Genomic DNA, 12,195 nt, shown 5'->3' on the forward strand with positions numbered 1-12,195 from the left:
CACGGCGGTAAAATCAGGGTTTCTGATATCTCGCATCGGTGGCGCCTATCGGCGCACCAGGATGACGCCCAGGATCAGCAGAGCCGCCCCCAACACTCGGGCGGGGCCGGCGGGGTGGGGGGGCACGCCCAGCACGCCGACATGGTCGATGACCAGGCCGCACAGCATCTGCCCCACCACGATCAGGGCCAGCACGGTGGCGGCGCCCAGGCGGGGGATCATCAGGATGGCGGTGGCGATGAAGGTGGCGCCGAACAGGCCGCCGGTCCACGCCGCCCAAGGCGCGGCGCCCATGGTGGCGGCCGTCGGCCGGGGGCCTGGCACCGCCAGCGCCAGCAGCAGCATGGCCGCCATCCCCACCAGATAGCTGGTGAAACCCGCCCACCAGGGAGAGCCCAGGGCCAGGCGCAGATTGGCGTTCAGCACCTGCTGCACGGCCAGGCTGACGCCGGCGGCGACCACCAGCAGGCAGGAGAGCAGGGTGGGGAGGGACGGCATGGGGCGGCTTTCCCAGGGTGAAGCATGCACCACCGATAGCAGGGCGTCCGGCCCCGCTATAGAACGGGTGTGACCTCAGCCCGCGCGGTAGCGCCCCGGCGTCACGCCGAACGTGCGGCGGAAACAGCGGCCCAGGTGGCTCTGGTCGGCGAAGCCCGTCTCCGCCGCCACGGCGGCGATGGCCTCGCCCTGGCGCAACAGGGCGCGGGCGTCGTTCAGCCGATCCAGCAGGCGGAACTGCTGCGGCGCCAGGCCGTGCAGCCGCTTGAAGCGGCGGGAATAGCCCTCTCGGCTCATGCCCGCCAGCGCCGCCGCCCGGGTGACCGTTTCCCAACCCAGGTCGATCCCGGCCGGCGGCCGGGGGGCGCCCGGCGGCAGGTAGAGGTTGGTGCACACGACCCCGGCCGGGCTGGGCAGGGAAAGGTGCGGCACGCCGGCGGGGATGCGCACGGCCTGGCCGGCGGCCACCTCGACCAGGGCGCCGCCGATCACGAAGCGGCGCACGCCCGCATGGACGGTGGTCACCTGGTCTTCCTCATGGAAATGGATGGGCAGTGCCACGTCATGGCCGCGCACCATCCCCAGCTCCACGGCCGTGCCGCCCCCCGGGCGCCAGTAACGCCAGGGTTCATCGTGGGCGGATGCGGGCGAGGGGGGCGGATCCATGGGACGGCGGCCTTGGCGATGCGGGTGCCCGTAATCGTACCGTCAATTGCAGGTATCGGGATTGCCGTTTTGATTGCCCGGACCGTCTTCGCTAACACTGCCCGGAGAACAAGGGTCAGGGGAGGGTTCGCATGCTATCCACGCGGTTGGCGGGCAAGGTCGCGGTCGTCACCGGCATCGCCGCCGGCATCGGCCAGGGCACGGCGCTCATGCTGGCGCGCCACGGCGCGAAGGTGGTGGGCTGCGACATCAACGCCGCGGGGGCGGAGGCCACGGTGGCGCTGGCGGGGACGGAGGGGTTGGATTTGTCCAGCCTGCATCCCTGCGACATGACCCGGCCGGATGACGTCGCCCGTCTGATGGAGTTCGCGGTCGCGCGCCACGGCGGCATCGACATCCTGGTGAACGCCGCCGCCTTCGGCGCCTTCGTCTGGCTGCAGGACATGGATTATGAGACGCACTGGCGCCGTACCCTGACGGGGGAGGTCGACCTGGTGTTCCTGGCCTGCAAGGCCGCCTGGCCGCACCTGATCCGGCGCGGCGGCGGGGCCGTGGTGAACTTCGCCTCCGCCAACGCCTACCGGGCGCTGCGCAACTCCCCCGCCTTGGCGCACTGTGCCGGCAAGGGGGCGGTGCTGGCCATGTCGCGCCAGCTGGCCATGGAGGGGGCGCCCCACGGCATCCGCGTCAACACCATCTCCCCCGCCCTGGTGGTGACGGAGGCGACGCGGCAACCCTTGGAGAACCCCCAGTTCGCCAAGGCGGTGCAGGACGCCATCATGCTGCCCCGCCTGGGCACGCCAGAGGATATCGGCTGGGCCGTCACCTTCCTGGTGTCGGACGAATCCACCTGGGTCACGGGCGCCGATTTCGCCATCGACGGCGGCGCCACCGCCTGGTGAATCCCCCTTTATCTTGTTGCGTCATCTTCACCCCACCCTATACCTGGACAAATTCCGCCGAATCTTCTACCCCTAGGAACAGTATTCGGAAACCCTAGGGGCGAGAGGAGCGGCACGGTGGGATTTAAGGGGGCGATGGGGGTGGCGCGGCGCGTTCTGGGCCGGATGGGGGCTGTTGTCGCGGCGCTGGGGACGGTCGTCGTCGGGCTGGCGGCGACCCACCCGGCACAGGCGGGCTACGCCTCCCTGGTGGTCGACGGCGGCACGGGCGAGGTGCTGAACGCCGTGAACCCGGATGAGCAGAACCATCCGGCGTCGCTGACCAAGATGATGACGCTCTACCTCACCTTCGAGGCCATCCACCAGGGGCGCCTGCACTGGGAGGATGAGCTGCCGGTGTCCCGCAACGCCGCCAACAAGGAACCCACCAAGCTGGGGCTGGAGGTCGGGCGGACGGTCAGCGTCAAGGACTGCGTCCTGGGCATGATCGTCATTTCCGCCAACGACGGCGCCACCGTGGTGGGCGAGGCCCTGGCCGGTGGCAGCGAGCAGGTGTTCGCCCGCATGATGACGGACAAGGCCCACCAGCTGGGCATGACCAACACCGTGTTCCGCAACGCCTCGGGCCTGCCTGATCGGGAACAGGTGACGACGGCGCGCGACATGTCCCGCCTGGCCATGGCGCTGCACCGCGATTTCCCGCAGGACTACCATTACTTCGCCACCCGGGAGTTCGACTTCGAGGGCCGCCACCTGACCGGCCACAACCGGCTGATGTACCGTTACCCCGGCATGGACGGGATGAAGACCGGCTTCACCAACGCCTCGGGCTCCAACTTGGTGTCCTCGGCCGTGCATGACGGGCGGCGCCTGTTCGGCGTGGTGTTCGGCGGCAGCAGCGCCAAGACCCGGGACAAGCTGATGGAAACCCTGCTGGACAACGCCTTCGCCAACCGGGACACCGACCCCAAGCTGGTGGCGCTGGCCGCCGGCCGTTCCTTGACCCGGGTGGCCCGCGCCCGGGGCACGGGCCGCGTCGCCCATGCCGGCCGGGCCCGCACCGTGCATGTGGCCGTGGCGCCGGTGCAGCGGCGCGGCCATGCCGCCGCCTCCCACCAGCGCGTGGCCTCGGGTCATGCCGGCACGCACGTGGCGGCCAAAGGCCATGCCCATGCAAAGGCGGTGAAGGTGGCCGGCAAGGCGGCCAAGGGCAAGATGGCCGGCAAGGCGCACGGCCACCATCGCAAGGTTGCGGCTGAATGATCTAAAACACAGATCAATATCAACAGAACAATCTGTTGGATGGTTTTGTGTGAAATAGTGATGTTGGAGGGGCGCGATCCAGCGGGGTCGCGCCCCTTTCGCATCAAGGCACCGCCATCATGGTCCACACCGCCGATACCGCCGCCGCACCCGCCGTCCGCTGGCCCGCGCTGGCCTCCGCCACCCGCCTCATCCCCGGCCTGGGCTATTGCCTGGTGCCGGCGGCGGCGGGCCTGGCCCTGCACCGCGTGCCGGCCTTGGGGTTGTTCAGCCCCATGATCCTGGCCGTGGTGGTGGGCATCGCGCTGCGCAGCGCGGTGGGCCTGCCGGCGGTGACCCAGGCGGGCGTGACCTTCGTGCTGAAACGCCTGTTGCGCATCGCGGTGGCTCTCCTGGGCCTGCAGCTGACGGCGGCCCAGGTCGCGGCGGTGGGCCCCACGGGTGTGGCCATCATCGCCCTCAGTCTGGTGGCCACCTTCGTCTTCACCAAGACCGTGGGCCGCTGGCTGGGCGTGCCGGCGCCCCTGGCGGAACTGATCGCCGCCGGCACCTCGATCTGCGGCGCCTCGGCCGTGGTCGCGGCCAACACCGTCACCCAGGCGGATGAGGAGGACGCGGCCTACGCCGTCGCCTGCGTCACGGTCTTCGGCAGCATCGCCATGCTGAGCTATCCGGCCCTGGGTGCCGCCCTGCACCTGGCGCCCCGCGCCCTGGGCCTCTGGGCCGGCGCCTCCATCCATGAGATCGCCCAGGTGGTGGCCGCGGCCTTCCAGTCGGGCCAGCAGGCCGGGGAATTCGGCACGGTGGCCAAGCTGACCCGCGTGGCCATGCTGGCTCCCCTGGTTCTGTCGCTGGGCGCCCTACGCCGTCGGCGGGAGGGGACCGGCGGTCAGCCCATGCCCATGCCGTGGTTCATCCTGGGCTTCGTGGCCTTGGTCGCCCTGAACAGCCTGCACGCCGTTCCCGCCGTGGTTAAGGACTGGGCCCCCGGCGTCACCACCAGTCTGCTGACCTTGGCCCTGGCCGCCATGGGCCTGCACACACACGTCGGCCGCATGGCCGCCAAGGGCTTCGCCCCCCTGGCCCTGGGCGCCCTGGCCAGCCTGTTCATCGCCGGCCTTAGCCTGGTGCTGATTGTCACGGTGTGGGCGTAAGGCGGCGGTCAACCCTGAAGGACAAGGCCCGCCGGCGCCCCGGTGGGCCTCCTGCTATTCGTATCGCAGCGCCAGCACCGGCCGGGCGCGGGCCACCAGGATGGTCTGGCCGGCCACGGTGGCGGCGGCGATGGCCAGGGCCAAGGCGGTGGGGCCCAGGAAGGTCCAGGGGCCGATGTCCACATGATAGGCGAAGCCGGCCAGCCAGCGGCTCAGGAACAGGTAGGCCGGCAGCCAGGCCAGCGCGCTGGCCAGCAGCACGGGCTTGGCGAACTGCCACAGCAGCAGCCGCAGGATGTCGGCCAATGAGGCGCCATAGACCTTGCGCACCCCGATCTCCTTGGTGCGCCGCTCCGCCGTCACCGCCGACAGGCCGTAGATGCCGGCGCAGGCCATGCCCAGGTTGATCAGGCTGAACAGGGTGATCATCTGCGTTTCATGCCGGATCAGGCTGGTCAGCGAGTTCAGGTGGTCGTCGAAGAAATAGCGGCCGCTGGGCGACAGCTCCCCCATGCGGCGCCACAGCGTGTCGATGGCGGCCAGGGTCTGGGTGCGGTCGCCGGGCGCCAGCTTCACGTACATCAGTTCATACTGCCCAGGATCGCTGACGAAGAAGGTCGGCGCGATCTTGTCCTGCAGCGACCCCATGGGGAAGTCGGGCACCACCGCCGCCACCTGCACGTCGCCGTCCACGCCGGGCAGGTGCAGCGCCTGGCCGAGGGCGTCCTCCGGCATGTCGTTGCCCAGCGCCCGCGACGCCGTCTCGTTGATCACCACCTTGTGGCGCACGGTGCTGGGGCGCTTGAGGTCCGGCAGTTGCCCGGCCAGGGCCGGCAGGTGGAACACGGGCAGGAAGCCGGGGTCGGCCGCCACGCGATTCAGGCGGACGGGATGACCGTTGTCCAGCGTGGCCGTCACCAGCGGGCGGCTGCGCTCCAGGCTTTCCATGCCGGTGCAGCCCACGCCCTTCACCCCATCGATGTGCTGCAGGCCGATGCGGATGGATTCCGGGCAGCTGGCGTCCAGGATCAGGATGTCGGCGGTGTCGTAGGAGACGCGGTCGCGGGTCAGCAACTGCTGCTGGCGATAGGTGACCGAGGCCCCCACCAGCAGCATGACCAGCAGCATGAATTGCCCCATCATCAGCACCTGGCGCACCCGGGCCGTCCGGTCCACCACCGGTGGCGCCGTCCCCGGCCCGCCGCCTTTCAGGATGGCCACCGGCCGGTGCGCGGCCAGTACCAGCGCGGGGTAGAATCCCGCCAGCAGCGTGACGCCCACGCCCAGGCCGGCGACGATGGCCGCCACCTCGGGCGAGGCGGCATCCAGGGACAGCCGCGCGTCCAGGAAGCGGTTGACCTGGGGGATGGCCAGCTCGGTCAGCGACAGGGCGATGATCATGGCGATGCTGACCAGGATCAACGTTTCCAGCATGAATTGCGCCACCAGGTCGCGCCGCCGGGCGCCGCCCATCTTGCGCACCCCCACCTCCACCGCGCGGCGGGTGGCGCGGGCCGTGGCCATGTTGATGAAATTGATGCAGGGGATCAGCAGGGTCAGCAGGGCGATGCCGCCGATCATGTACATGCGGTTCAGCCGATCGGGGTTCAGGCCGGCATGCAGCTGCAGGCCGGTCAAGGGCACGAGCTGCGGCGACTGGCCGCCTGGACGCCCCGCCCCCCAGCGCCGGGCCGCCAGCCCGTCCAGCGTCGCTTGCGCCGCCACCGGGTCCGCCCCGTCGCGCAGGCGGACATAGGTGTAGACGTCGCCCAGCGTCCGCGCCCCAGCCGCGTCGGTGTCGCCCCCGTCGGTGCGCTGCCCATTGACACGGGACTGGGGTGCGCTGAAGGGCGAATAGACGGAGGCGGAGGAGGCGAGAAGCATCACCTCGTGCATGTGGCTGCGGAAGGGCAGGTCCTTCAGCACGGCGCGGACGCGCAGCGTGGTGCGCTCGTCCAGGTCGATGCGCTTGCCCAGGGCGGGCTCCGGCCCGAACAGCTTGCGCGCCATGGTCTGCGTCATGGCCACCGCGCCGGGGTCGGCCAGGCTGGCCTTCAGGTCCCCCTCCACCACCGGCAGGCGCATGATGTCGGCGAAGGACGGGTCGACCCAGGTGACGAACTCGCGGAAAGCCTCGCCGCCGTGCCGGATTTTGCGCGCGTCGTCCAGCAGGCGGGCGGCGGCCTCCACCTCCGGCGCCTCCGCCACCAGGGTGGCGGCCAGGTCGGGCGATGTGCGCCAGCGCACCAGGGGGCCTGTGTCCTGGTCCTCATCCACCGGGGCCAGGACGCTGTCCACCAAGTACAGCCGGGCATGGTCGGGCAGGAAGGTGTCGTAGGCCATCTGGTCGCGGATCAGCAGCGCCATCAGCAGGCTGGCCGTCAACCCCACCACCAGCCCCGCCAGGCTGATGACAATGTCGGCCTTCACCTGCCGCAAGGACCGAATGGCCTGGCCTGCCGCGATGTACAGCATGGTCGCTTCCCTGTTCCCCACCCGTTTTCGGGATCGCGGCACTTGTAAGCAAGGCGCGGACCATCGGGTAAATGATTGATGACACTGAAGACAGGGCCCCGAAGCCACTGTTCGGAACCGCGCCTTGTCCGTTTCCGGACAGCCCCGTTGCCCGCTTCCGGACAGCGATCTGTGAAACACGCCATACCCTATCCCGACCGCGGCATCTGTTGGGGCGTTTCGGATGCGGTTGAGCGGGAAGGCCTGCCGGCCGCGATCCTGCTGGGGGCGCAAGCGGCAAGTGGCTTCCGCGCGGGTGGCGGCACGTTCTCCGCCCCGCTGGCCGCCACCCGGCGGACAACCACCCTATACGGAGGGATGCCCTTATAAGGAGAAAAAATAATTGAGCTAATTTACTTTTAGGAGTATTCCTTTAATAACAAATTATCACAAATTGAAATGTGTCGCCAGGGCATTGCCGCCCGCCCCCTGCGGCGGCCGCCCCGCAAGCGGCATCCACGATGGGAGAAGAACGCCATGAGTCAGACCGAAGTGGACCGCCTGCTGGCCGACATCCAGGCCAACCCGCGGATCCTGGAGGCGCTGCCCGGTCTGGGCGACGCCGCCGGCATCGTCGCCTACGCCAACGCCCATGGCTATGCCATCACCACCGTCGACGTGCAGGCCTATCTGGATGCGCATCCGCAGGGTGAGGCGACCGACGCGGCGTTGACCGGGGCGTCCGCCGCCCGCAAGCATCACAACGCCGTCACCGCCCACGGGCAGGTGGTGGTTGGCATCACCAACACCGCCGCCGTGGGCGGCACGGTGGCCATCGGCGGTGTCGCCGCCTCGGAAGTGGTGGCCGCGGCGGCGGCGGCCAGCATCGCCGCCATCAATGTCGCCGGCATCGCCGCGGCCACCGCCACCACCGCCATAGGCGTGGCCTGACACGTCCCCGTCTCCACTCCTTCCCCCGCTCTCCCGCCCCGTGAGGACATCATGAGCCAAACCGAAGTGGATCGCCTGCTGGCCGATATCCAGGCCAACCCGCGGATGCTGGACGCGCTGCCCGGCTTGGGTGACGCCGCCGGCATCGTCGCCTACGCCAACGCCCATGGCTACGCCATCACCGCCGACGACGTGCAGGCTTATCTGGACGCGCATCCGGAGGGCGAGGCGACCGACGCGACGCTGACCGGGGCGTCCGCCGCCCGCAAACACCACAGCGCCGTGGCCAGCCATTCCAAGGTGGCGGTGGGTATCGCCGCCGCTGGTGGCGCCATCGGTGCCGTCGTCAACGCGGCTGTGGGGGCGGCGGCCATCGATGTGGCGACCGCCGCCGCCGTTGACGGCCTCGTCTCCTCCGCCCTTGGCGCCGCTGCCGCGGTGGCCGTGGCGGGGGCGGCGGCCACCAGCTCGGTGACGGTTGCCGCCGTCGCCTGACGCCGCCTTTCCACTCTTCAGCCCCTCTCCCTTTTCAGAAGGCGTGATCATGACCGACCGCGCGCCGCCGGTGGGACCGGCTTTTTTTCACCGCCCGCCGGAGGAGCGGCGCCAGTTGGCGGAGATCAAGCGCTGCTTGGAACGTTTCCTGGGCGACGGGGCGTTCCGCGACGGCTGCGGGGCCCTGCTGGCCGGCCACGCCGTGGAGAGCGGGGAGGATGCGGATGACGGGGCGGCCGCGCTGCACCGGGAACACGGCATCACGGTGGACGTGCGCGCCCTGCGGCCGCTGCTGGAGCCGGGCTTCGGCGGTGATCTCGACGACTATCCCCTGGTGCGCCTGTGGCAGGCGCACATGGTCAGCCAGTTCGCCTACCGCGACGGGGTGGTGGTGCGCGGCGACACCGGCGGGCACAACCCGGCCTATGACCGCTGGCGCCACCGCCAGATCGCCCGCTGCCGTGGCGAACTGGGATCCACCGCCTCGTCCATCGTCCATCCGGTGGTGGCCTTCGAACTGTCGTCCGGCTGCTCGGTGGGGTGCTGGTTCTGCGGCATTTCAGCCGGCGCCTTCGCCGGCCACGCGCCCTATGCCGACAACCAGGCATTGTGGCGGGGCATGCTGGCCCAGACGGTGGCCTTTTTCGGCGCCACCGCCGCCGGCACCGGCTTCTGCTATTGGGCCACCGACCCCGCCGACAATCCCGACTATCCCGCCTTCATCGCCGACTTTCACGCCGCCACCGGGGTGGTGCCGCAGACCACCACCGCCGCGCCCTTGAAGAATCCTGACCTCACCCGCGCCGTGCTGGCCTTGACCGAGCGTCACCAGACCACCATCAATCGCTTCTCGGTGCTCAACACCCGGCTGCTGCGGCAGATCCACGCCGCCTTCACCGCGGAGGAACTGCTGGGGGTGGAATTGGTGCTGCAACAGCAGGACAGCCTCAACGCCAAGGCCTTCGCCGGCCGCGCCCGTCGCCGCCCGGCCGCCAAGCGCCCGCTGGACGAGGCGCAGGACCATCCCACTATCGCCTGCGTCACCGGCTTCCTGGTCAACCTGCCGCAGCGCACGGTGCGGCTGATCACCCCCACCCGCGCCACCGACGCCTGTCCCGATGGCTTCCACACCCTGGGGGAGGCGTCCTTCACCACCGCCGATGAGTTTGGCGCGGCCCTGCGCCACCTGCTGGCCCAGGTGCCCGACGAACTCGCCATGGACGACGTCCTGGCCCTGCGCCCCGATCTGGCCGCCACCCCGGACGCCGCCGGCTTCACCTTGCGCGACGCCGGCCTGCGGTATCAGGTGCACCACCCGGCGGCGGCGCTGCTGCTGCCGCTGCTGCTGGAGGGGCGGCGCACGGTGCGCGACGCTTACCGCGCCTGCCTGACGGCCGGGATCGACCTACGGGCCCTGGCCAATCTGCTGCACCGCCTGTTCGCCTTGGGGGTGCTGAGCGAGGAGCCGGGGCGGCCGGGCATCAGCGGCGTGCGCCGCTCCCTGCCGCCGCAAGCCGCCTGAGGGGCCGGATGGCCTCGTCCGCCCGCCCCCTCACGGCGGCCGCGCCGGCGGATGCCGCCGCGGCGCTGTGGGTGGGCGCCATCGACGCGGCGGACTCCCGGCGCTATGCCGCCTTCGTCGACCCGCTGTACCACCGCCACCTGGGTCCCGGCACCGGTGGCCTGGTGCACGTCGCCGCCGACCAGGTGACCGCCGCCGGTGATCGCCGGCCCCGTGGCCTGGCCCTGGCCATGTTGGCTCACGATGGCTTCGAGGTCGTCAGCCTGGCCGCCGAGGACGATGCCGACGGCCGGGTGCGCCAGGCGCTGTTGCGGGTCCTGGCCCGATGCTGCGCCGCCGCCGGCCGGCCGCAGGGGCTGTATTACGCCACCTACGACGCCGACGATGTCCTGACTCCGGCCCTGCTGCAGGGCTGCGGTTGGCGGGGGCCGGCGGTGGAACGGCTGGTCGTGCGGGCCACGGCGGCGGCCATGCTGGCCCTACCCTTCCTCGCCGTCCATGGCCAGCCCCGCCGGGGCTATGCCGTTGTTCCCTGGTCGACGGTGGATGTCGCCCAGCGGATGGATCTGGCCGCCGACCTGACCGCCTTGCCCCCGATGCGCCGCCGCAATATCGACCCGGCCGGCTATGAGGCCAGGGCGGTTCCCGCCCTCAGCCTGGCCCTGCTGCGCGGCGGGCGGGTGGTCGCCTGGCATCTGCCCTGCCGCATCGGCCTGGACACGCTGAGCTGGACCTGCTCCGCCGTGCGGCCGGGGCGGGAAGGGGCGGTGGCCATCCTGCCGCTGTGGCGCCTGGCCTTGCAGCGGCAGCAGGCCCTGGGCATTCGCCGCCTGGCCTTCACCTGCGACCTGTTCCAGGACCGCTTCGCCCGGTTCATCCGCCAGCGCCTGCCCCCCGCCATAGAGCGTCTGAGCCTGTTCGCCCGCTTCGATCTGCCGGCGTGAGCCGCCGGACGGGGCTGGTCCGGACAATTCACCACGACCACCCGCCTGCGCTACAGTGGCGGCGACGCCGCCATCCCGGGCGGTAGCTGACGACGGGCCCCTCCCTTGACGCTGGAACAGTTGCGCATCTTCGTGGCGGTGGCGGAGCGCCAGCACGTGACCCGGGCCGCGCGCGCCCTGAACCTGGCGCAGTCGGCGGCCAGCGCCGCCGTCGCGGCGCTGGAGGACCGCTACCAGACGGCCCTGTTCAACCGCGTGGGCCGCGGCATCACCCTGACGGAGGCCGGCCATCTGTTCCTGGCCGAGGCCAAGGCCGTGCTGGCCCGGGCCGACATGGCGGAACGGGCGCTGGCCGAGTTGTCGGGCCTGCAGCGCGGGCGGTTGCGGGTGCAGGCCAGCCAGACCATCGCCAGCTACTGGCTGCCCCGCCATCTGGTGGCATTCCGTGACCGGCATCCGGGCGTGGACCTGGATCTCGCCATCGGGAACACCGCCCAGGTGGCCGCCGCCGTGCTGGACGGCACGGCCGACCTGGGCTTCGTCGAGGGGGCGGTGGACAGCCCCGACCTCTCCGCCCACCAGGTGGCGCTGGACCAGCTGGTGGTGGTGGTGGCCCCCCACCACCCCTGGGCCTTCCGCGAAACGGTGGCGCCGGCGGACATGCGGGGGACCCCCTGGATCATGCGCGAACAGGGATCGGGCACCCGCTCGGCCTTCCTGGCGGCGCTGGCGGCATTGGGGGTGGACACGGAATCGTTGCGCATCGCCCTGGAACTGCCCTCGAACGAGGCGGTGCGGGCGGCGGTGGAGGCGGGGGGCGGGGCGGCCGCGCTGTCGGCCTCGGTGGCCAGCGGCAGCATCGAGGTGGGGCTGCTGCACCCCGTGCCCCTCGCGTTGCCGCCGCGCGCCTTCACCCTGGTGCGCCACGCGGACCGGGGACTAAGCCGCGCGGCTAGCGCTTTTCTAGACGAAATGGGCCGTCGGGATTTGGCTTAAGCGATAGGGGCCGCCCGTTGAAACCCTGTTCACTCAAATGAACCTGATTTGACCGTCGCGGCCGGGTCCTGACCTGGCGCAGGGGTTGTTCGATTGAAGGCCGACGGGATAAATGCGCCCTTTGGTTGCTCGGACGGGCCAGTGTACGATCGAGGACGCGTGGTGAGGAGGGGAACCCCTGTGAAGATGTCGCCGCATCGGGCCCGTATAAAGGTCGTAAGGGCATTTGCACAATTAATGGGCGATAATCAGCGGGCGGCTGCTTGCGCATTGGGCGCCCGTGCTTTTGCGCCCTTGGCGGAACGCATATTTCCTGGGCAGTTCCTAGGCTAGGCCGAGTTGGCGTGGCT

At 70.6% G+C, this 12,195-nt stretch carries 11 protein-coding genes; 8 read left to right on the forward strand and 3 right to left on the reverse strand.

All coding sequences use genetic code 11. From position 1 onward, the window contains the following. Window positions 1-45: 45 nt before the first annotated feature. Both UAA55_RS04085 and UAA55_RS04090 read right to left on the reverse strand, forming a co-directional pair. Entirely contained in the window at window positions 46-498 is a 453-nt protein-coding gene (locus tag UAA55_RS04085; protein ID WP_322951383.1) for a DMT family transporter, read from the reverse strand. Between the two features lie 75 nt (window positions 499-573). Beyond that, entirely contained in the window at window positions 574-1,164 is a 591-nt protein-coding gene (locus tag UAA55_RS04090; RefSeq protein WP_322951384.1) for an AraC family transcriptional regulator, read from the reverse strand. A 131-nt stretch (window positions 1,165-1,295) separates the two neighbouring features. Between UAA55_RS04090 and UAA55_RS04095 the strand changes: the two genes are divergently transcribed. The 3 genes from UAA55_RS04095 (at window position 1,296) to UAA55_RS04105 (ending at window position 4,483) form a co-directional block, all read left to right on the forward strand. Then, window positions 1,296-2,066, forward strand: a complete 771-nt coding sequence (locus UAA55_RS04095) for an SDR family NAD(P)-dependent oxidoreductase (RefSeq protein ID WP_322951385.1) — start codon at window positions 1,296-1,298, stop codon at window positions 2,064-2,066. 141 nt (window positions 2,067-2,207) lie between these two features. Next, complete coding sequence (locus tag UAA55_RS04100) at window positions 2,208-3,329, forward strand: D-alanyl-D-alanine carboxypeptidase family protein (protein WP_322951386.1); 1,122 nt, start codon at window positions 2,208-2,210, stop codon at window positions 3,327-3,329. Between the two features lie 119 nt (window positions 3,330-3,448). Continuing rightward, window positions 3,449-4,483: a YeiH family protein gene (locus tag UAA55_RS04105; RefSeq protein WP_322951387.1), complete on the forward strand. Its 1,035-nt coding sequence runs from the start codon at window positions 3,449-3,451 to the stop codon at window positions 4,481-4,483. A 54-nt stretch (window positions 4,484-4,537) separates the two neighbouring features. On the opposite strand, the gene UAA55_RS04110 is transcribed toward UAA55_RS04105, so the two are convergent. Next, window positions 4,538-6,958 (reverse strand): ABC transporter permease, encoded by a 2,421-nt coding sequence (locus tag UAA55_RS04110; RefSeq protein ID WP_322951388.1) that lies wholly within the window; start codon window positions 6,956-6,958, stop codon window positions 4,538-4,540. Window positions 6,959-7,474: 516 nt separating this feature from the next. On the opposite strand from UAA55_RS04110, the gene UAA55_RS04115 reads away from it, so the two are divergent. The 5 genes from UAA55_RS04115 (at window position 7,475) to UAA55_RS04135 (ending at window position 11,845) form a co-directional block, all read left to right on the forward strand. Then, window positions 7,475-7,888 carry a Nif11 family protein gene (locus UAA55_RS04115; RefSeq protein WP_322951389.1) on the forward strand — a complete coding sequence of 138 codons (414 nt, stop codon included), beginning with the start codon at window positions 7,475-7,477 and terminating at the stop codon, window positions 7,886-7,888. Window positions 7,889-7,939: 51 nt separating this feature from the next. Next, window positions 7,940-8,383, forward strand: coding sequence for a Nif11-like leader peptide family natural product precursor (locus UAA55_RS04120; protein WP_322951390.1), 444 nt, complete (start codon window positions 7,940-7,942; stop codon window positions 8,381-8,383). 49 nt (window positions 8,384-8,432) lie between these two features. Continuing rightward, window positions 8,433-9,905, forward strand: a complete 1,473-nt coding sequence (locus tag UAA55_RS04125) for a radical SAM family RiPP maturation amino acid epimerase (RefSeq protein ID WP_322951391.1) — start codon at window positions 8,433-8,435, stop codon at window positions 9,903-9,905. 8 nt (window positions 9,906-9,913) lie between these two features. Then, window positions 9,914-10,849: a hypothetical protein gene (locus UAA55_RS04130; RefSeq protein WP_322951392.1), complete on the forward strand. Its 936-nt coding sequence runs from the start codon at window positions 9,914-9,916 to the stop codon at window positions 10,847-10,849. A gap of 105 nt (window positions 10,850-10,954) precedes the next feature. Beyond that, window positions 10,955-11,845 carry a LysR family transcriptional regulator gene (locus tag UAA55_RS04135; RefSeq protein WP_322951393.1) on the forward strand — a complete coding sequence of 297 codons (891 nt, stop codon included), beginning with the start codon at window positions 10,955-10,957 and terminating at the stop codon, window positions 11,843-11,845. Window positions 11,846-12,195 lie beyond the last annotated feature (350 nt).

Source organism: Nitrospirillum guanabarense (assembly GCF_034653355.1).
Taxonomy (GTDB): Bacteria; Pseudomonadota; Alphaproteobacteria; order Azospirillales; family Azospirillaceae; genus Nitrospirillum.

Coding starts and splice junctions, on each gene's coding strand:
- UAA55_RS04110 (WP_322951388.1), bottom strand. CDS start 6,958: ATGCTGTACATCGCGGCAGGCCAGGCCATTCGGTCCTTGCGGCAGGTG.
- UAA55_RS04120 (WP_322951390.1), top strand. CDS start 7,940: ATGAGCCAAACCGAAGTGGATCGCCTGCTGGCCGATATCCAGGCCAAC.
- UAA55_RS04105 (WP_322951387.1), top strand. CDS start 3,449: ATGGTCCACACCGCCGATACCGCCGCCGCACCCGCCGTCCGCTGGCCC.
- UAA55_RS04125 (WP_322951391.1), top strand. CDS start 8,433: ATGACCGACCGCGCGCCGCCGGTGGGACCGGCTTTTTTTCACCGCCCG.
- UAA55_RS04130 (WP_322951392.1), top strand. CDS start 9,914: ATGGCCTCGTCCGCCCGCCCCCTCACGGCGGCCGCGCCGGCGGATGCC.
- UAA55_RS04090 (WP_322951384.1), bottom strand. CDS start 1,164: ATGGATCCGCCCCCCTCGCCCGCATCCGCCCACGATGAACCCTGGCGT.
- UAA55_RS04085 (WP_322951383.1), bottom strand. CDS start 498: ATGCCGTCCCTCCCCACCCTGCTCTCCTGCCTGCTGGTGGTCGCCGCC.
- UAA55_RS04115 (WP_322951389.1), top strand. CDS start 7,475: ATGAGTCAGACCGAAGTGGACCGCCTGCTGGCCGACATCCAGGCCAAC.
- UAA55_RS04095 (WP_322951385.1), top strand. CDS start 1,296: ATGCTATCCACGCGGTTGGCGGGCAAGGTCGCGGTCGTCACCGGCATC.